Genomic DNA, 24,148 nt, shown 5'->3' on the forward strand with positions numbered 1-24,148 from the left:
TATTATAGAAGTAACCACGCGGGAGCGGGAATCGGGCCGTCAATCGACCCAGTCGCGCGCCAGCCGCCGGCTCGCCAGCGCCATCAGGATGCCGGCGACGAGATACAGCCCAAGCCCCGCCGCGATCGCATAGCGCAGGCCGTCCGCAGGCCCATAGGCCGGGGTCAGCCTTGCGGAAAGCAGGCCGATCACCCAGCTGCCCAGGCCCAGGCCGATCAGGTTGTTGATCAGCAGGAACGAGGCCGAGGCGGTGGCGCGCAGGTGCGACGGCACGAGGTGCTGCACGGCGGTGAGCACCGGCCCCAGCCAGACATAGACCAGCGCCTGCGGCACGAGGAACAGCAGGAACGCCGCCTGCCAGCTCTGCGCCAGCACGCCGGCCACGAACAGCGGCAGGCCGATCACGTAGCTGATCGCAGGCGCCAGCGCATACCATTTGCGATTCCGCTGCCCCAGCCGGTCCCCCAGCCAGCCGCCGAGCAGGATGCCGGCCACCCCGCCGGTGAGCAGCAGTCCGCCAAAGAACTGGCCGACCTGCGCCAGATTGAGTTGGAAGCTGCGAAGGATGAGGCTCGGTAGCCAGAAGGCGACACCATAGCCGCACATCGACCCCGCCGCCGCGCCGAAGGCGAGCAGCCAGAAACTGGGCTTTGCGGCGAGGATAGCAAAGACGCGGCCAAGGGGAACGGCGTCCTTGGCGGGCGCAGCGCGCGGCGGATCGCGGACGATCCACTTGAACGGCACGGCGATCAGCAATCCGAGGAGCCCGACGAAGAGGAAGGCGGTGCGCCACTCCACCGTCTGGGCGATATACCCGCCGAGCAGCGCCCCGCCCGCTGAACCGAGCGGGATGCCCAGCGAATAGATCGACAGCGCGCGCGACCGGCGCTCGGCCGGGTACGCATCTGCGATCAGGGCATAGCTGGGTGCCACGCCGCCGGCTTCCCCGACGCCGACACCGAGCCGGTAGAGGAACATGCTCGCAAAGGTCTGCGCGGTGCCGCACAGCGCGGTAAAGGCGCTCCACACGCCGAGCGAGACGGCGATCACCCAGCTGCGGCTGGTGCGGTCGGCCAGCATCGCCAGCGGGATGGCGAGGGTGGAATAGAGCAAAGCGAAGGCAAAGCCGCCGAGCATGCCGAGCTGCCCGTCGTCGAGCCCCAGATCCGCTTTCACCGGCTGGGCGAGGATGGAGAGGATCTGCCGGTCGAGGAAGTTGAAGATGTAGACGAGCAGCAGCATCGCGAGGACGAGGCCGCGTGGGGCAGCGGGACGGTTGGGGTGCGGGGGCATGGTGAGTCCTCGGCCGGAGATGGTGAACGCTGCCTAGCGGCCCTCGTTGTTCGGAGGGAAGTCGAGATCCATCGTCATCCCCGCGAAGGCGGGGATCCATTCGCGCAGGTGCTACGGTCCTTTCCCCAGCGCACAGGCCAATGGCTTCCCGCCTTCGCGGGAATGACGAGGATCATGTGGTTGGCGTCGTCCTCAGAACTTCACCGTCCCCGTGACGAACACCTGGCGCGGATTGCCGTAATAGGCGGTCAGCACGCCTTCCGTACCCAGCGTGGGAACATAGGCGCCCGCCGCGTTGCGCAGGAACGCGCCCGTGTCCGGGTTCTGCGCGAGGAAGTTGTAGCCCGAGACGATGTAGCGCTTGTCGAACAGGTTGCGGCCGTGGAGGCCGAACGAAAGCATCTTGTTGACCTCCCAATTCAAATTCGCGTCGAAAAGGGTGAAGCCCGGCTGGTCCAGCATCGGCGTGCGTAGTTCGAACTGCTGCGAGGCGCTGCGGTACGACGCGGTAAAGCTCGCCGCTACCTGGCCTTCGCTGCCCACCGGCACCGAATAAGCAATCGTGCCGCTGGCGGTCCAATCGGGGGTGTTCTGGATGCGGCGGCGACTGGCGACATCGATGCCGCGGGAATCGATGAACTGCTTGTAGCGTGCATCGAGATAGCCGACCGACCAGTTGAGGTTGAGCGTACCACCCGGCGCAGCCAGATCGCGCGCCGCGATCAGATTGCCCTCGAACTCCACGCCGCGCATCCGCGCCTTGCCGGCATTGGTGGTGATGCCGATGAACGTCTGCTGCCCGTTGATCGTGGTGCCGATCGACCCCGGCACCTGCACATCGGTGTAATCGGCGTGGAATGCGGCCAACGCGACATTGAGCCGCCGGTCGAACAGCGACGCCTTGTAGCCGATTTCGTAGCTGGTGACGGTTTCGGGATCGAACGACATGAAGTCGTACACCTGCTGCGCGGTGCAGGTGGTGCCGCTGGGCGTTCGGCAGGCGCTGGTTTGGCCGCGCGGATCGAAGCCGCCGCCCTTGAAGCCGTCCGCCCAGCTTGCATACAGCGTGTGATCGCTGCTCGGCTTGAAGCTGATCGAGGCGCGGGGGGTGAACTTCGCAAAGTCGGCGGTACCGCGGAAATCCGAGGTGGTGGCGAACAGCGTGCCGGTGCCGCCGAAGAACGGCGATCCTCCGCCAAGGAAGGTCTGGCGCAGCACGCGCGACTGGCGCTGATCCCAGGTATAGCGGCCACCCGCCGACACGCTGAGCATCGGCGTGATATCGTAGGTGAAATCGCCGAACACGGCCACGGTATCGGTGTTGACGTCGCCGAAGGTCAGCGCGGTCACGCCGCCGGGCAGGCGCACGTCGAACACGGTGCGCGCCTTGGCATCGAGATAATAGACGCCGAGCAGGCCGGAGAAGCTGCCCGTATCCACCAGCAGCTGGGTTTCCTGGCTGAACTGCTTGTTGTTGTAGAAGGCCGGCACGTCGACCTGGACGGCGGCGAGCGCGTCGAAATCGATCGGCGTGGCGCTGTCATCCTTGCGATAGGCGGTGATCGAGCGCAGCGTCAGCCAGTCCGTCGCGTAGAGTTCGGCCAGTCCGGTCACGCCCCAGGCCTTCACGTCCTGGCGCGGCGTGACGAGGCCGCCGCGCGAGTCGAACTTGTCGGCCAGTACCGGCGTGCCGCTGACGATGCCGGGGATCAGGCGATGGCCGCCGCGCGGGTTGCTCTTGTCGTGGGTATAGTCGCCGGAGATGCGGAAGAAGGCGCTGTTGCTGGGCTCGTACTCGATCGTGCCGCGCGCCGCCCACAGATCCTTGTTGTAATTGTCCTGTCCGGTGGTGAGGTTTGTCCCGAAGCCGCCGCGGCTGAGGCGGGCACCGGCTGCGCTGACCTTCAGGCCGGTATCGGCGATCGGCGCGCTGGCGCTGACCACCAGATCGGCCTGGTTGTACGAGCCATAGGCGCCGCGCAGCTGCAGCGAAGGATCGGCACCGATGCGCTTGGTTACATATTTCACCGCGCCGCCAATGGTGTTGCGGCCGTAGAGCGTACCCTGCGGGCCGCGCAGCACCTCGATCCGTTCGACGTCGTAGATGTCGAGCACGGCGGCCTGCGGCCGGTTCAGATAGACGTCGTCGAGATATAGGCCGACACCGGCTTCGAAGCCGGCGACAGGATCCTGCTGGCCGACGCCGCGAATGAAGGCGGAAAGCGTGTTGTTGGTGCCGCGCGAGACTTCCAGCGTCACGTTCGGCACGGCGTTCGTGATATCGGTGATGTCGAGCGCGCCCTGCGCACTCAACTGTTCGCCGCTGATCGCGCTGACGGCGATCGGCACGTCGAGCAGGCTTTCTTCCCGCCGGCGCGCGGTGACGATGATTTCGCCTTCCGCGGGGATGCCGTTGGCAGCGGGTTCCTGGGTGCTGGCAGGCGATTCCTGCGCAAAGGCCGGCGCCGCGGCAAACAGCGCAACGCTGGCGAACAATGCGGCGCGGACGGAACGGTGGCGTGACATGCGATCAATCCTCCCCTGGTTCAACCCGATCTCTTCGTGGGTTGTAAGCCGGTGCGCGAGGCTATACTGAAACCTGAACCGGGTTTCAACTTGGGAGTGAAAGGGGAGGCGGATGAAGGCGGGCCAGCGTGGCATATCGGCCACTTCGGATTCCGACGGCGGCGGATCGGCCAGCGAGGGCAAGGCGCCGCGCACCGAGCGCGGTCGCCGCACGCTGCGGTCGATCCTGGATGCGGCCGCCGCCGAATTCGGCGAGAAAGGCTTTCACGAAGGATCGATCAGCGGCATTACCCGACGCGCGGGCGTGGCGCTCGGCAGCTTCTATACCTATTTCGATTCGAAGGACGCGGTGTTCCGCGCGCTGGTGCGCGACATGAGCGACCAGGTGCGGGAGCATGTCGCCCCCGCGCTACGCGGGGCACGCGACCAGATCGATGCGGAACGCGCCGCGTTGCAAGCCTTTATCGGCTTCGCGCGCACCCACAAGGAAATCTATCGCATCATCGACGAGGCCGAGTTCGTCGACCCGGCCAGCTTCCGCCATCATTATGCCAGCACTGCCGACCGCATCGCCGCCCGGCTGCGGGCGGGGGCCGAGCGCGGCGAGCTGCGCGACGACGTCAGCGAGATCCATGCCTGGGCGATCATGGGCATGAACGTGTTTCTCGGCCTGCGCTACAGCGTATGGGACGACGATACGCCGCCCGAAGCCATTGCCGACGTGGTCGCGCAGCTGCTGGCGCGAGGAATCGGCGCGCCTACTTCTTCGCCAACAGATCCTTGAGGCCGGCCAGCGCGTTCACCGGGCGGTGTTCCTCCTCGCTCTTCACCCCGGCCGCGCGCAGCACCTCGGCCGCGCGGGGGCCGCGCGGATAGGGATCGATCTCCAGCGCCATCGTCTCCGCTGCCGCCTCGCCCAAGTCGATCGCGCCGCCGGTGTAGAAGACGGTGTCGCACTCGTCCTCGGTCAGCTCCACTTCCTCCTCGGCGCCGGCCTCGGGCGCGGCGACGAACCGGATCGCGAAATCCTGTTCGACCTTGGCCGGCAGCGGATCGTCGGTGACCACGCAGGCCTGGGTCAGCCGGGCGGAAACATGGCCGCGCGCCACCACGCCCTGCGCATCGCGGTGCAGGTGGAAGACGGCATCGAGCTTCTCGATCGATTTGAAGCCGAAGCGACGGCTGAGCGCGATACGCTCGTCTTCGGTGGCGGCAATCTCGATGGCGCTTTCGCCCATGCCGATCTTGTCCAGCCGATGGGTTCGGGAAAATTCGGGAGCGTTCATTCGGGCAGTTCTCCGGCGATCACACGGTCGATCGGCAGGGCCGCCAGCGCGTCGCGAAAGGCGCGCAGCCGCGCCTCGACATGGGTGAGCGCGGCGGGCGCGGGTGCCTCGCCACGATAGAGGTTGCGGACCAGCGCAGGACCGAGGTCGCCCTCGGCCAGACCGGTGCGATAGGCGCCGAGCCGGCCGCCCAGCATACCCATCATCCGCCCGACATGCTTGCCGACGATGATGTCGCCGATGCCGATCTCACGCAGCTGGCCGTCCATATCGTCGATAAAGCATTCGGCGAGCGCGGTGCTCGGGGCGATGCCCTTCGGCTCCGTCTCCAGCCGCAGCAGGACCAGGCAGAGCAGCGCCGCGATCATGTCGAACCGGCCGTCCACCGTATCGGGCACGGCGCCTTCGACATACCAGTGCGGTGCGCGGCCGCGCGCGACCACGCCGGCATAGAGCTGCGGCATGGTGCCCCGATCGGGGCGATTGAAGAGCCGCTGGAGCCATTGCATCGCTGTTGTTCGCGCCTTCCTCGGTAGCGACCTTGTTTGGCCGCATTTTGCCGCATATTGAGGCGTTCGGCCCGGGATGCAATCCGCGGGCCGCATGTGTTTGCCTGGAGATCCCGATGTCGCTTCCCGTTCGCACGCTCGGCACCGCCGCGTTGTTGGTCGTGCTCGGCACCACCGCCTGTACGCCGGTGCGGACGCATCAGGGCTATGTGGTCGATCACGATCTGGTCGCTTCGGTGCAGCCGGGGATCGATACGCGCGAATCGGTGGCGCAGATGCTGGGCCAGCCCAGCTTCACCAGCCAGTTCAACGAAGGCGAGTGGTTCTACGTCTCGCGCGACAGCAGCAACTTCGCCTTCCGTAATCCGCGCGTAAAGACGCAGACGACGCTGCGCGTCCGCTTCGATGCGTCGGGCAATGTGGCGGCGGTGGACCAGACCGGCGCGGAACTGGCGGCTTTGATCAGCCCCTATGGCAAGACCACGCCGACGCTCGGCCGCGGCCGCAGCTTCTTCCAGGATCTGTTCGGCAATATCGGTACGGTGGGCGCACCTGGTGCCGGCGCCGGCGGCGGTGGCGGCGGCAATACCGGACCCTAGGCTGAAGCTTTACGGTGGCTGACGAATCGGTTTTCGGATCGTTCAGCCGGCGCGCTCCATCTTCCATCCCATGCCGGCCCAGCTGCCGGCGGGGATCAACGAGGATGGAGGCTCCAATGAAGAAGTTTGTCACCGCAGCGCTGCTGGTTGCCGTTGCCGCACCGGCGATGGTGGTGATGCCGGCAAGCGCGATGGCCCAGTCGCGCGCCGAACTGCGCGGGGACGTGCGCGAGATTCGCAGCGAAAGACGGGATCTGGCGCGCGCCGAGCGGTCGGGCGATCCGCGGCGAATTCGCGAGGAGCGGCGCGATCTGCGCGAGGCGCATCGCGAATTCCGCGAAGACCTGCGCGATCGCGACCGGCGCTGGGCGGACAATGACTGGCGCGTATGGCGCGAACGGCACGGCGACCTGTACGCGCGCGGTTCGTGGCGCGCGCCGTTCCGCTATTCCCGCTTCCAGCCGGGTGCGCGGATCGGACAGGTTTATTACGGGCCGCGCTATGTAATCGCGAGCCCTTGGCGCTACCACCTGCCGCCGGCGGGCGTGAACCGGGTGTGGGTGCGCCACTATGGCGACATGCTGTTGGTGGACCGGCGCCGCGGCCGCGTGATCCGGGTTCTGCCGGGCTTCTACCGATAACAAGAATTCGGCCGGGCACCCCGGGGTGCCCGGCCGTTTCAAGTTTAAGGGGTCTTCCGAAAGGAATAGCCGGTCTGAACGGGTGCGAAGGGGAAAAGTTCCGTATTTTTAATAAGATGATTTTCGTGTCTCATAAGCGGGTGCTGCCGCCGCCCGGGATGCGATCAGCCCGTTCGATCCGAAATGGTGGCATATCGCTCCGCAAGGATGGACGATCCTGTCCTGCATCCTCTACAGCTCTCAACAAGTTACGACGATGATCGCAGGGGGCGCGCAGAGAATCATCGTCGGACGGTCCAAATCGGATTCATCGAGGGGGAACGATGATGATGGCTGCCGTCGATGCAATCGCGCATGAAGTGACGCTATTCGCAGCGGTTTTCATGGCGATCGGGGGTATCGATGACCTGTTGGTCGACCTAATCTATATCACCACCACCTTGTTCTTCAGCGGGCGTGGCAAGCCTGTCGCCGATATCGCGGAGGGGGCACGGGGGAAGCGGTTCGCCATTTTCGTGCCCGCCTGGGACGAATCGGCGGTGATCGAGCCGATGCTGCGCGCGACGCTCGCCCGTTGGCCGGGGAGCGCGTATCACCTCTATGTCGGCACCTATCCTAATGACGCTGCCACCATCGCGGCGGTGGCGCGTGTAGCGGGAGAGGACGTCCGGGTGCGCCTGGTGATAGGCACCCATCCCGGCCCCACCACCAAGGCCGATTGCCTGAACACGCTTTGGCGCGCCCTGCTGCGCGACGAGGCGGCGGCGGGCGCACGGGTCGATGCGATCGTGCTGCACGATGCCGAGGATGTCGTGCATCCGGCCGAACTGCGCGTGTTCGCCGCATGGATCGCGACGCATGGCGCGGTGCAGCTGCCGGTGGTGCCGCTCGTCGCGCCCGGATCGCGGCTGGTCTCCGGCCATTATCTCGACGAGTTCGCACAGGCGCATGGCGCGACGCTGCCGGTGCGCCAGCGCTTGGGTGCGGGCATGCCGCTGGCCGGAGTGGGCTGTGCGATCCGGCGCGACCTGCTGCAGCGGATCGCCGACCGGCGCGGTGCGCCGTTCGATGCCGCCAGCCTCACCGAAGACTATGAGCTGGGGCTCACGCTGCGGGCGCTGGGTGCGCGTTGCGCGTTCGTGCGAGCGTTCGATACGGAGAGCGGCTCGCTCGTCGCGGTACGCGCCTTCTTCCCGGCAACGCTGTCGGCCGCGGTTCGGCAAAAGGCGCGCTGGATGGCCGGGATAGCTCTGGCGGGTTGGGACCGCACCGGCTGGGGGCGATGGCGTGATCTGGGCGACCACTGGATGCGGATGCGCGATCGACGCGTGACGCTGGCGATGCCGGTACTGGCGCTGGCCTATTGCGCATTGATCCTGTGGGGCGTTTCGGGCGCGCTGCACCTGGTCGCCGGTACCGCGCCGCACGGCCTCGAAGGCTGGGCCATGCAATTGCTGACGTTCAACGCCGGCCTGCTCGTCTGGCGGCTGCTGATGCGGGTACTGCTGGTGGGATGTAGCCATGGCTGGCGCGAGGCGGCATGGTCGATCCCGCGGATGCTGGCCGCCAATGCGATTGCGCTGCTCGCCGCGCGCCGCGCCCTTTGGATCTATATCGGCCTGTTGCGGGGAGGGCCGCTGCGCTGGGACAAGACGGCGCACCATTTCCCCGGAGACGCGCTGGAGTCCCGACGGACGGCGGCATGAATCGCGCGGGTAGGGGGCGGCCGCTGCGCTTCGTCGCGGGCGTGCTTGTCGGCTGGATCGGGCTGCGCGTGGCGATGCTGCTGCCGGGAGCTGCGGACCTCGCCTCTGCGGTCGAGCAGGTGCCGGTGCAGCGGCGGCCGCGCGCCGAACCCGTCGCCGCTGCGGTGCCGCAGCCCGTGGCGCCACGCGGCCCGGTACGACGCGTAGCGCAACCCGTTGCTTTGCGAGCCCCATCGCTGCGAGCGGAGATGAAGGCGCCGCCGCTCGCGGAGGCCATTCCAATCCTTCCGATATCCTGGAAGGAGGGACCGTTGGCGGCCGGTCGGCTGGTGGATCCCCTGCCGCAAGCGGAACCCGCTGCCCTCCGGTCCGAACCGGCCGGGATCGGGGACTTGTGGCAGGCGAGCCTATGGCTCGTCGCACGGCCGGGCAGGGGCATCGGCGCCGCGCCCGGCGGCGGCCAGATCGGCGGGAGCCAATATGGACTGCGGATTGCGCGAAGCTTCCACAGCACGCCGCGCCTGGCGGTGACCGCGCGCTTGGCAGGGCCGCTTGCGGGATCCGGGATCGAGGCGGCGCTGGGGTTGGAATGGCGGACCGCATCGCCGGTGCGCGTGCTGGTCGAACGACGCATCGGCCTGGACGGCGCGCCGGGCGGCAGCGGCGTCGGCGTGATCCTGGGGATCGATCGCGCCTTCGGGCGATTGCGCGTCGAAGCCTATGGTCAGGCGGGCGCGGTGCTCCGCGAGCGGGCGGACGGCTATGCCGATGGCGCGGCGCGCCTGACCCGACGCCTGTCGGACGCGCAGGGCACGCAAGTTTCGATCGGCATGGGAGGATGGGGCGCGGCCCAGCGGGATGCGCAGCGCCTCGATGTGGGGCCGTCGTTGCTGCTGAGCGTGCCGCTGGGCGGCAGTCGGGCACGGATCGCGCTCGATTGGCGACAGCGGATCGCAGGTAACATCCGGCCTGGATCGGGGCTGGCATTGTCGATCGGCAGCGATTTCTGATCGCGAAAGCGCCGACGGACGTGGCTTCGCCCTTTCGCAGCCATGTGCAAAGCGAGTAGAGCTAGGCACGCATGGATCTCTATCTCCCGATCGCCAACCTGTCGGTCAACGCGCTGTTCATCGTCGCCCTTGGGCTCGGCGTCGGCCTGTTGTCGGGCATGTTCGGGGTCGGCGGGGGCTTCCTCACCACGCCGCTGCTGATCTTTTACGGCATTCCGCCGACTGTCGCCGCCGCCTCTGCCGCCAGCCAGGTGACGGGCGCCAGCGTTTCGGGGGTCTTCGCCCATCTCCGCCGCAAGGGAGTGGACCTGCAGATGGGCGCAGTGCTGGTTGCCGGGGGCATCCTCGGCAGCATCATGGGTGCGTGGCTGTTCACGGTGCTTCAGGCGAGCGGGCAGATCGATGTGGTGATCGGCGTGCTCTATGTCGTGCTGCTCGGATCGATCGGCGGGCTGATGTTCCGCGAGTCGGTCGGCGTGATCCGCGTCTCGCGGGGCAAGGCCGTGGCCAAGGCACGCAAGCGGCGGCATCATCCGATGGTGGCGGCGTTGCCGTTCCGCTGGCGCTTCTACGCCTCCGGTCTCTACATCTCGCCGCTGGCGCCGCTGCTGCTCGGCTTCTTTACCGGCATTCTCACCATGTTGCTCGGTGTGGGCGGCGGCTTCATCCTGGTGCCGGCGATGCTCTACATCCTGGGCATGGGCACGCAGACGGTGGTCGGCACCTCGCTGTTCCAGACGCTGTTCACCACGGCGGTCGCAACGATGGTGCATGCCACTACCACCAAGGCGGTGGATATCGTGCTTGCGATCCTGCTGCTGCTGGGATCGGTTATCGGCGCGCAGCTCGGTGCCCGCTTCGCCGCCAAGGCAAAGCCCGAATATCTGCGGCTGTTGCTCGCCGTGATCGTGCTGGGCGTGGCAGCGCGGATGCTGCTAGGCCTCGCCTGGCGGCCCGACGAAATCTATTCGGTGACCGCGGCGTGAGACGCGCAGGGTTTCTGGCGCTGCTTGCCCCGTTGGTGATGGGGCAGGCCAAGCCGGAACTGGTGCCGGACGTTTCGCAGCGCGACATCGAGATCGCGTACAGCTTTACCGGCGCGGAGCTGCTGCTGTTCGGCGCAATCCTCTATCCCGGCGGCCATGCCACGGCGCAGGGCCAGAAGCCGGCCGATGTGGTGGTGGTGGTGAAAGGGCCGACCGAATCGGTGGTGGTCCGCGAAAAGAGCAAGGTAGCGGGCATCTGGGTGAACGCCGATCAGATGCGCTATCGCTCGGCACCCAGCTTCTACGCCATGGCCTCGTCGCGTCCGATCAACGAGCTGGTCGACGAGCGCACCCGCGCGATCTACGAACTGGGGTTGGAAAGCCTGCAGCTGTCGCCCGCCTCCGCCGCTTCGCCGGACGTGCAGGCACGGTTCGATCGCGGCTTCGTCGATCTCAAGCAGCGCAGCCGGCTGTTCTACGAAGCACCGCGCGCCGTGGAGATTACCGACGGCGTCCTGTATCGCGCCCGGCTGACCATCCCGGCACGGGTGCCGGTGGGCCGCTTCACCGCAGAGACCTTCCTGATCCGCGACGGCCGCGTGCTCGCCGCGGCGGTCCGCCCGATCGAGATCCGCAAATCGGGCTTCGAGCGGTTCGTCGCGACCAGCGCCGACCAGCATTCGATTGTCTATGGCCTGGTCGCCGTCGGTGTATCGTTCCTGTTCGGCTGGGGCGCGGGCGCGCTCTGGCGGCGATTCTGAGCGCCTGCCACACGCAATCTTTACTTCGGCCGGTCCATGCAGTGTTTCCTTTTTGGGGGAAGGACGATGGAAGGCGTGTCCAGCAGGCTAGTGTTCGAACCGGATGCAGCCAACGCGATTCCGCCTTCTGCGGCTGCGCTTGTCCCGATCGGGGCGGTGCTGCAAATCGGCGGCGCGTCCAGCGAAGTGCTGCTCGATCCGGCCGCGCTCGACGCGCTCGCGGCCCATGCCGATACGCTGCTGGCGCAGGCCGGGCAGGTGGGAACGCCCGTGAAGATCCGCGTCGGCACGCGCTGGTTAGTGGCGAGCCTCCGCACCGCCCGGCTTGACGAGGCGGGCCGTATCGCCGCGCAGATCGATCTGCTGGGAGAGGGCGACGAGGAACGGCTGACCGGCAGGCTCCATCGCTTCCATCGGGGCGTGACACGCTATCCGCTGCCGGGTGCGGCGGTGTTCGCCATGCCGGCCGCCGATTTGCGCGACGTGTATGCGGCGGAGTCCAGCGTCCATATCGACGTAGGCACGGTCTACCCGACCCGGGACATCCGCGCCGCCCTTGCGGTGGATGCGCTGCTCGGTCGGCATTTCGCCCTGCTCGGCTCCACCGGCACCGGCAAGTCTACGGCGGCGGCGCTGCTGCTCCACCGAATCTGCGCGCTGGCGCCGCAAGGCCATATCGTCATGATCGATCCGCACGGCGAATATGGCAGCGCCTTCGCCGAACAGGGCGCGTTGTTCGACGTGTCGAACCTGCAACTGCCCTATTGGCTGATGAACTTCGAGGAACATTGCGAGGTGTTCCTCACCGCCGCGGGGCCGGAACGGCAGGTGGATGCCGATATCCTCGCCAAATGCCTGCTCGCCGCGCGGGCCAGGAACCGGCTCGGGCAGGAGATCGGCAAGCTCACGGTCGACGCGCCGGTACCCTATCTGCTCTCGGACCTGACCAACGCGCTTACGCAGGAAATGGGCCGCATCGACAAGGCGACCGATACCGCGCCTTATCTTCGCCTGCGCGCCAAGATTGACGAGGTGAAGGGCGACCCGCGCTACGCCTTCATGTTCTCCGGCATGTTGGTGGCGGATACGATGGCCGGCTTCCTCGCGCGCATCTTCCGTCTGCCGGGCGGCGGCAAGCCGATCTCGATCATCGATGTTTCCGGCGTGCCGAGCGAGATCACCGCTGTCGTGGTCGCCGTGCTCAGCCGCCTCGTCTTCGATTTCGCGATCTGGTCGCGCGGAGAGGCGCGGCGACCGGTGCTGCTCGTGTGCGAGGAAGCGCACCGCTATGTGCCCAGCGAAGGCGCCGCCTTGGGCTCCTCCGTCGGGCGCATCCTCAGTCGCATTGCGAAGGAAGGCCGGAAGTACGGCGTCTCGCTGGGTCTGATCACTCAGCGGCCCTCGGACTTGGCCGAAGGCGTGCTTTCGCAGTGCGGCACGATTCTGACGATGCGGCTCAACAACGAGCGCGACCAGGCGTTCGTACGCGCCGCCATGCCGGAAGGAACCCGTGGCTTTCTCGACGCGGTGCCGGCGCTGCGGAACCGCGAATGTATCGCGGTCGGCGAAGGCGTGGCCACGCCGGTGCGGCTGGTGTTCGACGAGCTGGAGCCTAGCAAGCGCCCAGCCTCCGACGATCCGCACTTCTCTACCCTCTGGCGCGAGGCGGGTGGAGAGGAGGCGATGCTGGAGCGCACGATCCGCCGCTGGCGCGCCCAAGGACGCTGACCGGCGTTCCTTAGGGAAAGGCTATTCGGCGTCCTCGGGCTGGGCGCCATGCCCCACCGGCACCGCCATGAGGCTGCGCAGCCGCGCCTGGAACGCCCCCAGCGCGCCGCCGGTCAGGCGCCGTACCGAGACGAACGACACGCCGCGCGGATTAACGGCGGCGCCGTTGCGGGTCGTTTCGAAATGGAGATGCGGGCCGGTCGACAAGCCCGAATTGCCGCTGCGGGCGATCTGCTGGCCCTTGCGCACCGATTGTCCCGGACGGACCAGGATCTTGCTCAGATGCGCATAGCCTGTGCCGAATCCGCTGCCATGATCGATGCGGACAAGGTTGCCATAGCCGGCGGAGCGGCCAGCCACACGCACCACGCCATCGACCGCCGCATAGACGGGGGACCCGTAAGGCGCGGCGATGTCGATCCCCTTGTGCATCCGGTTGAAGCCGAGGATCGGATGCGTCCGCATGCCGAAGGCGGAGGAGAAGCGGCCATTGACCGGCATCGTCATCATGCCGGTTTTGCCGCCCGTGCCACCGGCATCGAACCATTCGGTCTTGCCGCCGCTTTCCCAAGGGGCCAGCTTGATGCCGTTGGCGCAGCCGGTGACGCCGGCATACATCAGCTGGCCATATTGCACTTCGCCCGTTGCGGCGCGCGCCTGACCCAGGATCAGGTCGAACTTGCACGAAGCGCCCAGTCGCGACACGGGGACCCGGCTGGAAACGGTGCGCAGGAACGCCTCAACCGCCTTCGCGGGGGCACCGGCGGCGCGGGCGGAGCGATAGAGGCTGGATCCGATCAGCCCCTGGACACGCAGCGGTGTCCTATCGATCGCGATCGGAATCGATTTGATGGCGAGTGCCGCGCCGGTGCGGGTGATCTCGATCCGCCGATCGAATGCAGCACGGAAGGCGAGCCGCTCCAGCGGGCGTGGCTGCGACTTGTCCGGCCGCCGGCCGAGCGTCATCTCCAGCAGGGTGTTGCGCTGGATGCTGCCCAGCGGCATCGCATCGGCGACCAGGCGCGCGGCAATCCCGGCATCGGCTTCGCCCACGCCGGACCGTTGCAGCACACTGCGCAGCATCGTGCCGCTTCCCAGCTTCGCTTCGTGCTCGATGATCGGCCGTTCGGGCGTGTCGCCTAGCGGTTGGACAAGGCGCGTGGGCGCGGCATGAATGCCGGTGCGCGACCCGCTGGCGAGCGGCGCGATCGCCTGCGCCTGCTGCGCCTGTTCGGCCTTGCCGGAAAGCGGGGCGGGGGCGATGCCCAGGATCGGCTGGTCGACGCTGGGCGCCAGCATCCAGGTGGCAGCGCATAGCGCAGCACAGGTCGCGGCGCCGCGGAACCAGGTGGGCGATCCGATGTCGGCGCCAAGATCGGGAACGAGATCGAGCCCGGCGAGGCGATGGCCCAGCTTCGCAGGCACCACGGCAGGGATCGCGCGCGCCAGACCGCCGCCGCCACCGGCAAGGCCCGAGCCATGATCGTCGCGAAAGAACAAGCGATGCTGCCTTTGATGCCCGATTGCGCGCGGCATGAAGCGACGCGTCCATCGAAGGACTCTGGGTTTGGGGCCTTAAAGTCAAATTAAGTTCGCCAGCTTCGGCAGTTGTTCGCGCCAGTCCGTGCGGAAGCTGCGCCGAAACGGCCGATTCGGCCGAAACCGGCGCGGGAGCGCGGAAAAGCCGGCGCGGGGGAGTTGCCTTACGCGACGTGCGCGACGATCTTGGACGGCAACATGAGCCAGTTCGCCCGTTCGCCCGTCACGGCAGTGCTTGGGCCCACCAATACCGGCAAGACCCACCTCGCGGTCGAACGGATGTGCGGCCATGCCAGCGGCATGATCGGGTTCCCGCTGCGGCTGCTAGCGCGCGAGGTCTACGACCGGGTCGTGCGGATGAAGGGTCCCACCGAAGTCGCGCTGATCACCGGCGAGGAGAAGATCCTGCCGCCCAAGGCCCGCTGGTTCTGCTGTACGGCGGAGAGCATGCCGCTGGAACGCGAGACGGCGTTCGTTGCGCTCGACGAAGCGCAGCTGGGCGCCGATCCGGAGCGCGGCCATGTCTTCACCGATCGGCTGCTGCGCGCGCGGGGCCGCGAGGAGACCATGATTCTGGGCTCGGACAGTCTGCGGCCGATGCTGAAGGCGCTGGTGCCGGAAGCCGAGATCGTCGGCCGGCCGCGCTTCTCCACGCTCAGCTATGCCGGTGCCAAGAAGCTGTCCCGCCTGCCGCGCCGCTCGGCGATCGTCGCCTTCTCGGCCGAGGAAGTCTATGCCGTGGCCGAGGCGCTGCGCCGCCTGCGGGGCGGTGCGGCCGTGGTGATGGGAGCGCTGTCCCCGCGCACCCGCAACGCCCAGGTGGCGATGTTCCAGGCGGGCGAGGTCGATTATCTCGTCGCCACCGATGCGATCGGCATGGGGCTCAACATGGATGTCCACCATGTCGCCTTCGCCTCGCTCCACAAGTTCGACGGGCGGCGCCAGCGGCGGCTGACCATCGCCGAGATGGCGCAGATCGCCGGTCGCGCCGGGCGCCACCAGAAGGACGGCACTTTCGGCGCGCTGCACGAAGAGGGGCCGAGCGCCTTCACGCCCGAGGAAGTGCTGGCGATCGAGGGCCATCAGGTGCCGAAGCTCGAGCATCTCTATTGGCGGCAGGGCGAGCCGGACTTTTCCAGTATCGATGCGCTGGTCGCCAGCCTGGAGGCCCGGCCTCAGGCCGAGGTGCTGCGCGCTGCCCCCCAGGCTACCGACCTGGCGGTGCTCAAACGCCTGGCCGACGAGGACTGGGTCCGCGCGCGGGTGCGCAGCCCGCGCATGGTGGCGCGGCTCTGGGCGGCGTGCGGCCTGCCGGATTTCCGCAAGCTGGGCGTCGATCCCCATGCGCGCTTCGTCGGGCGCATCTTCGGGCACCTTTCCGAAGGGCGCGGGCATCTGCCGCATCAATGGTTCGCCGACGAGATCCAGCGGCTCGATAATATGGGCGGCGATGTCGAGACGCTCGCCGGCCGCATCGCCGCGGCGAGAAGCTGGGCCTATATCGCCCACCGCGCCGATTGGCTGGAGCAGCCTGCGCACTGGGCCGAGCGGACCCGCGCGATCGAGGAGAAGCTGTCCGACGCGCTGCATGCCAGCCTAACCCAGCGCTTTGTGGACAAGCGCACCACGGTGCTGCTGCGCCAGATCGGCGCGGACGCTTCCACGCTGCCGGTGACGATCGGCCCTGAAGGCGAAGTGAGCGTCGAGGAGCATCCGCTCGGCACGCTGGAAGGCTTCCGTTTCAAGGTCGCCGCCGAGGCCCGGGCGGGCGACAAGCGGATGCTGCTCGCCGCCGCCGAGAAGCGGCTCGCGGGGGAATATCGCCGCCGCGGCTCCGCGTTGGCGGACGCGCCGGACGGCGAGCTGGCGCAGATCGGCACCGCGATCCACTGGCGCGGCCACGATGTCGCGCTGCTCAAGCCGGGCGCAAACCTGGTGCGGCCGCGCGTGCAGCTCGATCGTGCGCTCGATGTGCTGGACCCGCAAGCCAAGACCGCCGTGCAGACGCGGCTGGAGCGCTGGTTCGCCGAGCGGGTGCAGGCCGATCTTCCGGTTCTTGCCAAGCTCGACGCGATCACCCGGGAGGAAGCGGCAGGGGCCCCCTTGCGCGCGCTCGCGACTGCGCTGCTCGAACAGGGCGGCCTCCTGCCCCGCCGCGCGGCGGGCGGGATGCTGGAAGCGCTCGACGGCTCGGCGCGCCACCGGCTGCGCAAGATCGGCATGACGATCGGAACGCTCGACGTGTTCGCACCTTCGCTGCTCAAGCCGCGTGCCGCCGCCCGTCGCCGCGCGCTGATGGGGCTGGAGCAGGTGCCGCCCGATGCCGCCGTCGTGCTGCCGCGCGACGCCGCAGGCGCGGATCTCGCCCATGGATTTCGCCCCTTCGGCGCGCAGGCGGTGCGTGTCGACCTGGTCGAGCGTATCGCCCGCGCCGCGCACGAAGCGCGCCAGGGCCGCAAGCCCTTCGCGCCCGATCCGGCACTTGCTACCTCGATCGGCCTCAAGCCGGAGACGATCGCCCGGCTGATGGCACAGCTCGGCTTCCGCACCGCGCGCGGCGACGCCGACGCCCCGCAGCGTTGGATTTGGCAGGGACTGACCCCGCTTGCCAAGCCCAAGCCGGTCGTAGCGCCCGGCAACGCCTTCGCCGCGCTGGCAGCGCTGCGCAATGGCTGAACCGCAAGGCCATGGCCCGGCGATGCGGCTAGATCGCTTCCTCTGGTACGCGCGGATCGTGAAGACTCGCAGCGGGGCGCAGGCGTTGTGCGAAAAGGGGCTGCTGCGGATCGATGGTCGCCGGGTGGAGCGATCTTCCGCCTCGGTGCGGGTCGGTGCGATTCTGGCCTTTCCGATTCTGGGCAAGGTACGGGTGCTGCGCGTCACCGCGCTGCCGATCCGGCGGGGCCCGCCGGGCGAGGCGCGGGGTTGTTACGAGGATCTCGTGACCGATCCCGGCGTTCAGAGTGTGTCCCGAGATTGACGTGCGCGCCTCCCGCGCATAGCAGGACCCCCGCATTGATCGTTCGCAACCAAGGACTGTTTCTCCCATGACCTATGTCGTCACCGACGCATGCATCCGGTGCAAGTACATGGATTGTGTCGAGGTTTGTCCGGTGGACTGCTTCTATGAAGGCGAGAACATGCTCGTCATCAACCCCAGCGAGTGCATCGATTGCGGCGTGTGCGAGCCCGAGTGCCCCGCAGAGGCGATCCTGCCGGATACCGAAAACGGCCTGGAAAAGTGGCTCGAGCTGAACCGTGTCTATTCGGAGCAGTGGCCCAACATCACCATCAAGGGCGAAGCGCCTGCCGATGCGGATGCGATGAAGGCCGAGGCGGACAAGTTCGACAAATATTTCTCGCCCAATCCCGGCAGCGGATCCTGATCCCGGCGGCAGTCGCCGGAATACCGCCAACCGCGCCCGATTTGGGCCACGTCGTGCAGTTTTCTGTGCGGCGCTGGTGACGTTTGGCTGGTAATTTTATTACGAGCATGTTAAAAGGACTGCGACGGAGGCATTTAGACTCGCTTCCGCCCGGAGACGCTAGCGTATGCCCCGATCCAGCCTATCCGCCGCGCCTCGCGGTTCCGGACGGGCTCCGCAATCCCACCGGGGCCGGTAATTCACGAAAGGTTCCTCGCACATGGCTGCAAAGGCGCTGTCCTTCGACGTCGGCGATTATGTCGTTTACCCCAAGCACGGTGTTGGCCGTGTTATCGAGCTGCAGAAGCAGGAAATTGCAGGCATGCAGCTCGAGCTCTACGTACTTCGTTTCGAAAAAGAGAAAATGACGCTGCGCGTACCGACCAACAAGGCGGAAAGCGTTGGCATGCGCAAGCTCTCCAGCGACAAGACGCTGCGCGAAGCGCTCGACACGTTGAAGGGCAAGCCCAAGGTCAAGCGTACCATGTGGTCGCGCCGCGCCCAGGAATATGAAGCGAAGATCAACTCGGGCGACCTAGTGTCGATCGCCGAAGTGGTGCGCGATCTGTTCCGTGCGGACGACCAGCCCGAGCAGAGCTATTCCGAACGCCAGATCTTTGAAGGTGCGGCCAGCCGCCTCGCGCGCGAACTCGCCGCGATGGAAGAGCTGACCGAGCCGGCGGCGCTGGAGAAGATCCTGGATATCCTGCGCAAGGCCGCGGCGATCCACAACAAGGACAAGATTCCCGCCTGATTGGGCGCGGAACGGGTCGGATCAAAAGGGGGCGGGCCAAATCGGCCGCGCCCCCTTTTCGTTACCGTTCGATCGTGTATTATACCGGCAACACACGATCGGGAGGTTTCTCATGCGTCTGTTGCCAGCCCTTGTCCTGCTGCCCCTCGCCACCGCCTGCAACGCGAGCTGGGGAAATAGCGGCGCCAAGGTTGAGGGAAGCGGCACCGGCGGCACGCGCAGCTTCGCCGCCAGCGGCTTCACCGGCGTGGCACTTAAAAGTTCGGACGATGTGGATGTGCGCATCGGCAACGCCTTTTCGGTCCAGGCGGAAGGGGATCCCAAGGTACTCGATCAGCTCGACATCCGCCTCGACGGCGATACGCTGCAAGTCGGGCGCAAGAGCGGCGGCAGCAGTTGGCTCGGCGGCGGCGATCGCGGGGCGAAGATCCATGTCGTATTGCCGAAGCTGACCGATGCCGTGGTGGCGGGTTCGGGCACGATGCGGGTCGATCGCGCGGAAGGCGCCTTTGACGGCGCCGTGGCAGGATCGGGTGACCTCGATATCGCCGCGCTTTCGGCGAACAAGGCATCGCTGTCGATCGCCGGTTCGGGCAACATCACCGTTGCAGGGCGCGCGGAGTCGCTGGATGTTTCCGTGGCGGGATCGGGCGATCTCCACGGCGAGAGTCTGACCGCAAAGGGTGCAGACATCTCGATTGCGGGATCGGGCAATGTGCGCGCGAACGTGCCGGGCGCGGCCTCCATCGCAATCCTGGGCTCAGGCGATGTCGAACTGCGCGGCGGCGCCAAGTGCGACGTCAGCAAAGTGGGCTCGGGTGCGGCGAAGTGTTCGTGAGATGATCGGTGTCGAAGCTCCCGCCGCCAGCGGGAGCGTTCTCGCGCTCGCTCCGCGGTGCTGCCCTACGCGACGGCGACCAGGCGCGGGCAGATCGCTTTCAACTCCGCCGGAAATAGGCCGATGGCGTGACGCCGAGTGAGCGTTTGAAGAAGGCGATGAAGGCACTGACGCTGTCATAGCCCAGATCCAGCGCGACGGTAGTGACGGCGCGCCCCTCCTATCTGGATCGGAAAAGCCTGCCTACGCCGGGGCAAATGCTCGCCGCCATGACCCAGCAGGACGCGTCTGCCAAGGAGGCCATCGACGCGCACTATGCGCATGGTGTGCGCAACGATCTGTACGGCTGATGCCGGTGCCCGGGCGCGCGCCGGTCAGGCCGCCAGCGGGAAGCGCAGCAGCTTGTGTTCGGTCGCCACCAGCGCTTCGGCGCCGGGACCCACCGCGCGAACGATCTCTGGATGCCCCGCATCCAGCCCGCCGGTGAGCGCGCCGAACGCCGGCAGGATCAGCTTGCTCTGCGTTGCCACGAAGCAGCGCCGCGCGACATGCCGGCCGCGAACTGTGAGCCGCAGCTTCGGGTGAAAATGACCGGAAAGCTCGGGCCGTGCCTCTCCGGCCAGCGCTTCGTGGCGCAGCATCAGCCCGTCGACCTCGGCTTCGGCGTGCACCACGCCGCCGCACGAATCGACCAGCACGCGATCGTGATTGCCGGTGATCCAGTGCCAGGCGAGCCCGCCGGTCAGTGCCGTCAGCGTCGCCCGCGCCTCGGCGGGCAGGCGCTCGCACCCCTTGGTGTCGTGGAAACTGTCGCCCAGGCACCAGAGTTCCGTCGGCCGCAGCCGTTCCACCACCGCGGTCAGCGCCGCCAACGTCGCCAGCGAGTCGTACGGCGGTAGCATCTGCCCGCCGAGCGCGAACCAGCTCGCCTTTTCAAAATGCAGGTCGGCGACGAGCAACGCCCGCCGCGCCGGCCAATAGAGGGCGCCTTCGGGCAGCGCGCGAAAGTCATGGCCGGCGAACGAAAGGGGAACCATGGGCGTGCTATCCCGCTTCCGCGTGCCGGCGTCAATGGGCGTCAGGCTACGGTGGTCTCCGCCTGGACTCGGGTCGTCTCACCGAGTGCACCGAGGATCCGAACCCAGGAACGGATGCCCTTATGGAAGCTCTTCAGCTCGTATTTTTCGTTGGGCGAATGGATGTTGTCGTCGGGCAGCGCGAAGCCGACCATCACGCTGTCCATCCCCAGGATCGAGCGGATCGAATTGACCACCGGGATCGATCCGCCGCAGCCGAGCAGCGCGGATTTGCCCCATTCTGCATCGAGCGCGGCCTGGGTGGCTGCCAAAGGACCGCTGTCGCTCGCCAGGCTGATCGCGAAGCTGCCGGGGCCGCGCGTGACGAACTCGGCCGAGCAATCCTCGGGCAGACGGCGGCGGACATGCGCCTGGAACGCCTCCCACACCTGATCGGGGTCCTGTGTGCCGACCAGTCGGAAACTCACCTTGGCATGGGCTTCGGCAGGGATCACCGTCTTGAAGCCTTCGCCGATATAGCCGCCCCAGATGCCGTTGATCTCGGCCGTCGGGCGCGACCAGACCTGTTCCAGCACCGTCTTGCCCGCCTCGCCGGCCGGCACCCGCAGGCCCACTTCACCCAGGAAGTCGGCCGCATCGAAGCCCAGCTTGTTCCAGCTTTCGAGCACGGTCGGATCGGTATCCGGCACGCCGTCATAGAAGCCGTCGAGCGTGACGCGGCCGTCCGCATCCTTCATCTCGCCGAGGATGCCGGCGAGCAGCTGGATCGGATTGCGCGCCGCCCCCCCATAGAGGCCGGAGTGCAGGTCGCGCGAAGGCCCGCGCACCGTCACCTGGCCGGCTGCCATGCCGCGCAGGCCGATGGTGATGCCGGGAGTATCGCGATCCCACATCAGCGTGTCGCAGATCAGCGCGAAATCGGCTTTCAGTTCCTCGGCATGGGCATGAAGGAACGGCTCCAGGCTGGTCGACCCCGATTCCTCCTCGCCTTCAAACAGAATGGTGACGCGGCAGGGCAGTCGGCCCTCGGCGGCCTTCCAGGCGCGGCACGCTTCGATAAAGGTGCGCAGCTGGCCCTTGTCGTCCGAGGCGCCGCGGCCGACGATCGTCTTCGAACTGTCTGCGCGCGTGTCGATCCACGGATCAAACGGATCGCGGGTCCACAGCGCGATCGGGTCGACCGGCTGCACATCGTAATGGCCATAGAACAGCACGTGCGGCCCGTCGCCGTCATGGTGCGCAACCACCATCGGGTGGCCCGGTGTATCGGCAACGCGGGCCGCGAAGCCGAGCTCGGCCAGTTCGGCGGCAAGCTGCTCGGCAGCGCGGCGGCATTCGGCGGCATAGGCGGGATCGGTGGAGACGGAGGGCACGCGCATCAGCGCGGCCAGGCGCTCGATGCTGGCGTCCAGCTGGGCATCGGCGAAGGCGAGAGTGGAGTCGGTCATGCCGGTCCGGCTACGCCCGACGCGCGACGGCGGCAACCCCGGCCAAGGGGCAGCATCGGGCGCGCAATCGCTGTGCCGGGCGCGCCCAGCGGCTGGTGCCGGCCGCCGGCTTGCGCTAGGCGGCTGCCGATCATGCTCAACCTCACCGATATCACGGTGCGCCTTGGCGGGCGCACGATCCTCGACAACGCCACGGCCAAGCTGCCGCCGCGCGGACGCATCGGCCTGATCGGCCGCAACGGCGCCGGCAAGTCGACGCTGGTAAAGGTCATCGCCAGCCAGCTCGAACCCGATGGCGGCAGCATCGACATGCCGCGCGGCGCGAAGCTGGGCTATATCGCGCAAGAAGCGCCCGGCGGCACCGCCACACCGTTCGAGACGGTGCTCGCCGCCGATATCGAGCGCGCCGCGCTGCTCGAGGAAAGCGAAACCAGCCACGATCCCGATCGCATCGGCGAGATCCATGAGCGGCTCATCGCGATCGACGCGCATGCCGCGCCTTCGCGCGCGGCGCGCATCCTGGTCGGGCTCGGCTTCGACGAAGAGATGCAGCACCGCGAGCTGGAGAGTTTCTCGGGCGGCTGGCGGATGCGCGTGGCGCTGGCCAGCCTGCTCTTCTCGCAGCCCGACCTGCTGCTGCTCGACGAGCCTTCGAACCACCTCGACCTCGAAGCGGTGCTGTGGCTGGAGGACTTTCTGAAGTCCTATCCGGCGACGATCCTGCTGGTCAGCCACGAGCGTGACTTCCTCAACAATGTCGTCGATCACATCCTGCACCTCGAGCGCGGCAAGCTGACGCTCTATCCCGGCGGCTATGACGCATTCGAGCGCCAGCGCGCCGAGCGCCAGGCCCAGCTCGCCGCCGCGCGCGCCAAGCAGCAGGCCGAGCGCGAGAAGCTGCAGGATTACATCGCGCGCAACTCGGCCCGCGCCTCGACAGCCAAGCAGGCGCAGAGCCGGCAGAAGGCGCTGGCCCGGATGCAGCCGATCGCCGAGCTGGTCGACGATCCCTCGCTCAGCTTCGACTTCCCAAATCCGGACGAGCTGCGCCCGCCGCTGATCACGCTCGACATGGCCAGCGTCGGCTATGGCGAGACGCCGATCCTCCAGCGGCTCAACCTGCGGATCGATCCCGACGATCGCATCGCGCTGCTCGGCCGCAACGGCAACGGCAAGACCACGCTCGCCCGGCTGCTCGCCGCGCAGCTGACGCCGATGGATGGCGCGATCAACAGCAGCGGCAAGATGAAGGTGGGATACTTCACCCAGTATCAGGTGGAGGAACTCGACCGCGACGACACGCCGCTGCAGCACATGACGCGCAACATGGCGGGGGCCAGCCCGGGCGCGGTGCGCGCGCAGCTCGGCCGCTTCGGCTTTTCGGGCGACAAGGCGACGACCAAGGTCGGCAAGCTTTCGGGCGGCGAGCGGGCACGCCTGGCGCTGGCATTGATCACCCGCGATGCGCCGCATTTGTTGATCCTCGACGAGCCGACCAACCACCTCGACGTCGACGCGCGCGAGGCGCTCATTCAGGCGCTCAACGGCTATACCGGCACGGTCGTGGTGGTCAGCCACGATCGCCACATGCTGGAGATGACGGCGGACCGGCTGGTGCTGGTCGACCAGGGCACTGCGCGCGAGTTCGACGGCAGCCTCGACGATTATATCGCCTTCGTGCTCGCCAAGGATCCGGCGGGATCGAAGGGCGGCGCCTCGAAGGAAAACCGCAAGGACGCACGCCGCGCCGCTGCCGAGGCGCGCGAGAAGGGCAACGCCCTGCGCAAGGCGGCCAAGGCGGCAGAGGCCGAGGTGGTCAAGCTGCAGGGTCAGCTGTCGGCGCTCGACAAGGCGATGTTCGATCCCTCCAATGCCGAGCCCGCGCTGACCAAGTTGACCATGACCGACCTGATGAAGCGCCGCGCCGATGTCGCCGCGAAGATCGAGGCGGCGGAGCTGATCTGGATGGAAGCCAGCGAAGCGCTCGAACAGCTCGCGCCCTGACGCGACTGGGCCCGGCTGGCGCCTGCAGCGGCAAGCGGGACTCGCGGAGTCGCCGTCC

The 24,148-nt window shown here is 67.5% G+C and carries 23 protein-coding genes; 15 read left to right on the plus strand and 8 right to left on the minus strand.

Features of this window, described 5'->3' with window-relative positions; translation table 11 throughout:
• Positions 1-39 precede the first annotated feature (39 nt).
• Together ACNFJ7_RS13830 and ACNFJ7_RS13835 are read right to left on the minus strand one after the other, a co-directional pair.
• Positions 40-1,293 (minus strand): spinster family MFS transporter, encoded by a 1,254-nt coding sequence (locus ACNFJ7_RS13830; protein ID WP_026008789.1) that lies wholly within the window; start codon positions 1,291-1,293, stop codon positions 40-42.
• 192 nt (positions 1,294-1,485) lie between these two features.
• Positions 1,486-3,819 carry a TonB-dependent receptor gene (locus ACNFJ7_RS13835; protein ID WP_026008788.1) on the minus strand — a complete coding sequence of 778 codons (2,334 nt, stop codon included), beginning with the start codon at positions 3,817-3,819 and terminating at the stop codon, positions 1,486-1,488.
• Between the two features lie 112 nt (positions 3,820-3,931).
• On the opposite strand from ACNFJ7_RS13835, the gene ACNFJ7_RS13840 reads away from it, so the two are divergent.
• Positions 3,932-4,603, plus strand: coding sequence for a TetR/AcrR family transcriptional regulator (locus ACNFJ7_RS13840; RefSeq protein ID WP_019367616.1), 672 nt, complete (start codon positions 3,932-3,934; stop codon positions 4,601-4,603).
• Here the strand turns inward: ACNFJ7_RS13840 and ACNFJ7_RS13845 are convergent.
• Together ACNFJ7_RS13845 and ACNFJ7_RS13850 are read right to left on the minus strand one after the other, a co-directional pair.
• The gene (locus ACNFJ7_RS13845) at positions 4,578-5,105 is read right to left on the minus strand and encodes a YceD family protein (RefSeq protein WP_019367615.1); all 528 of its coding nucleotides are present in this window, start codon (positions 5,103-5,105) and stop codon (positions 4,578-4,580) included. The genes ACNFJ7_RS13840 and ACNFJ7_RS13845 overlap by 26 nt on opposite strands.
• Positions 5,102-5,614, minus strand: a complete 513-nt coding sequence (locus ACNFJ7_RS13850) for a ubiquinol-cytochrome C chaperone family protein (RefSeq protein WP_019367614.1) — start codon at positions 5,612-5,614, stop codon at positions 5,102-5,104. Before ACNFJ7_RS13850 ends, ACNFJ7_RS13845 begins: the two co-directional genes overlap by 4 nt.
• Before the next feature lie 116 nt (positions 5,615-5,730).
• On the opposite strand from ACNFJ7_RS13850, the gene ACNFJ7_RS13855 reads away from it, so the two are divergent.
• The 7 genes from ACNFJ7_RS13855 to ACNFJ7_RS13885 all read left to right on the plus strand — a co-directional run bounded on the left by ACNFJ7_RS13855 (position 5,731) and on the right by ACNFJ7_RS13885 (position 13,045).
• Positions 5,731-6,213, plus strand: a complete 483-nt coding sequence (locus ACNFJ7_RS13855) for an outer membrane protein assembly factor BamE (protein ID WP_019367613.1) — start codon at positions 5,731-5,733, stop codon at positions 6,211-6,213.
• Positions 6,214-6,329: 116 nt separating this feature from the next.
• Positions 6,330-6,854 (plus strand): RcnB family protein, encoded by a 525-nt coding sequence (locus ACNFJ7_RS13860; RefSeq protein WP_019367612.1) that lies wholly within the window; start codon positions 6,330-6,332, stop codon positions 6,852-6,854.
• Between the two features lie 323 nt (positions 6,855-7,177).
• Entirely contained in the window at positions 7,178-8,560 is a 1,383-nt protein-coding gene (locus ACNFJ7_RS13865) for a glycosyl transferase family protein (RefSeq protein ID WP_019367611.1), read from the plus strand.
• Positions 8,557-9,570, plus strand: a complete 1,014-nt coding sequence (locus tag ACNFJ7_RS13870) for a hypothetical protein (RefSeq protein WP_019367610.1) — start codon at positions 8,557-8,559, stop codon at positions 9,568-9,570. Before ACNFJ7_RS13865 ends, ACNFJ7_RS13870 begins: the two co-directional genes overlap by 4 nt.
• Before the next feature lie 71 nt (positions 9,571-9,641).
• Positions 9,642-10,556: a sulfite exporter TauE/SafE family protein gene (locus ACNFJ7_RS13875; RefSeq protein ID WP_019367609.1), complete on the plus strand. Its 915-nt coding sequence runs from the start codon at positions 9,642-9,644 to the stop codon at positions 10,554-10,556.
• Between the two features lie 38 nt (positions 10,557-10,594).
• Positions 10,595-11,317: a TIGR02186 family protein gene (locus tag ACNFJ7_RS13880; RefSeq protein WP_019367608.1), complete on the plus strand. Its 723-nt coding sequence runs from the start codon at positions 10,595-10,597 to the stop codon at positions 11,315-11,317.
• A 66-nt stretch (positions 11,318-11,383) separates the two neighbouring features.
• Positions 11,384-13,045, plus strand: coding sequence for an ATP-binding protein (locus ACNFJ7_RS13885; RefSeq protein WP_019367607.1), 1,662 nt, complete (start codon positions 11,384-11,386; stop codon positions 13,043-13,045).
• Between the two features lie 21 nt (positions 13,046-13,066).
• Here the strand turns inward: ACNFJ7_RS13885 and ACNFJ7_RS13890 are convergent, their stop codons facing one another.
• A complete protein-coding gene (locus ACNFJ7_RS13890; protein WP_037512627.1) occupies positions 13,067-14,545 on the minus strand; it encodes a M23 family metallopeptidase in 1,479 nt (492 codons plus the stop codon).
• A 237-nt stretch (positions 14,546-14,782) separates the two neighbouring features.
• On the opposite strand from ACNFJ7_RS13890, the gene ACNFJ7_RS13895 reads away from it, so the two are divergent.
• The 5 genes from ACNFJ7_RS13895 to ACNFJ7_RS13915 all read left to right on the plus strand — a co-directional run bounded on the left by ACNFJ7_RS13895 (position 14,783) and on the right by ACNFJ7_RS13915 (position 19,601).
• Complete coding sequence (locus tag ACNFJ7_RS13895) at positions 14,783-17,260, plus strand: helicase-related protein (RefSeq protein ID WP_019367605.1); 2,478 nt, start codon at positions 14,783-14,785, stop codon at positions 17,258-17,260.
• Positions 17,253-17,564 (plus strand): RNA-binding S4 domain-containing protein, encoded by a 312-nt coding sequence (locus ACNFJ7_RS13900; protein WP_019367604.1) that lies wholly within the window; start codon positions 17,253-17,255, stop codon positions 17,562-17,564. Before ACNFJ7_RS13895 ends, ACNFJ7_RS13900 begins: the two co-directional genes overlap by 8 nt.
• A gap of 67 nt (positions 17,565-17,631) precedes the next feature.
• Entirely contained in the window at positions 17,632-17,970 is a 339-nt protein-coding gene (gene fdxA / locus ACNFJ7_RS13905) for a ferredoxin FdxA (RefSeq protein ID WP_019367603.1), read from the plus strand.
• Positions 17,971-18,229: 259 nt separating this feature from the next.
• Positions 18,230-18,763, plus strand: coding sequence for a CarD family transcriptional regulator (locus ACNFJ7_RS13910; RefSeq protein WP_019367602.1), 534 nt, complete (start codon positions 18,230-18,232; stop codon positions 18,761-18,763).
• A 112-nt stretch (positions 18,764-18,875) separates the two neighbouring features.
• Positions 18,876-19,601 (plus strand): head GIN domain-containing protein, encoded by a 726-nt coding sequence (locus ACNFJ7_RS13915; protein ID WP_019367601.1) that lies wholly within the window; start codon positions 18,876-18,878, stop codon positions 19,599-19,601.
• Between the two features lie 100 nt (positions 19,602-19,701).
• On the opposite strand, the gene ACNFJ7_RS13920 is transcribed toward ACNFJ7_RS13915, so the two are convergent.
• Positions 19,702-19,794: a hypothetical protein gene (locus ACNFJ7_RS13920; RefSeq protein WP_419724246.1), complete on the minus strand. Its 93-nt coding sequence runs from the start codon at positions 19,792-19,794 to the stop codon at positions 19,702-19,704.
• Positions 19,795-19,804: 10 nt separating this feature from the next.
• Between ACNFJ7_RS13920 and ACNFJ7_RS13925 the strand changes: the two genes are divergently transcribed.
• Positions 19,805-19,951: a hypothetical protein gene (locus ACNFJ7_RS13925; RefSeq protein ID WP_201785402.1), complete on the plus strand. Its 147-nt coding sequence runs from the start codon at positions 19,805-19,807 to the stop codon at positions 19,949-19,951.
• Between the two features lie 24 nt (positions 19,952-19,975).
• On the opposite strand, the gene pdeM is transcribed toward ACNFJ7_RS13925, so the two are convergent.
• Entirely contained in the window at positions 19,976-20,638 is a 663-nt protein-coding gene (pdeM, locus tag ACNFJ7_RS13930) for a ligase-associated DNA damage response endonuclease PdeM (protein ID WP_019367599.1), read from the minus strand.
• A 41-nt stretch (positions 20,639-20,679) separates the two neighbouring features.
• The gene (locus tag ACNFJ7_RS13935) at positions 20,680-22,086 is read right to left on the minus strand and encodes a M20/M25/M40 family metallo-hydrolase (RefSeq protein WP_019367598.1); all 1,407 of its coding nucleotides are present in this window, start codon (positions 22,084-22,086) and stop codon (positions 20,680-20,682) included.
• A 132-nt stretch (positions 22,087-22,218) separates the two neighbouring features.
• Here ACNFJ7_RS13935 and ACNFJ7_RS13940 point away from each other — a divergent pair, with 132 nt between their 5' ends.
• The gene (locus ACNFJ7_RS13940; protein ID WP_019367597.1) at positions 22,219-24,090 is read left to right on the plus strand and encodes an ABC-F family ATP-binding cassette domain-containing protein; all 1,872 of its coding nucleotides are present in this window, start codon (positions 22,219-22,221) and stop codon (positions 24,088-24,090) included.
• The last annotated feature ends 58 nt before the right edge of the window (positions 24,091-24,148 follow it).

Origin of the sequence: Sphingomonas sp. HT-1 (assembly GCF_048568905.1) — a bacterium.
In the GTDB taxonomy this organism is placed as follows: domain Bacteria; phylum Pseudomonadota; class Alphaproteobacteria; order Sphingomonadales; family Sphingomonadaceae; genus Sphingomonas.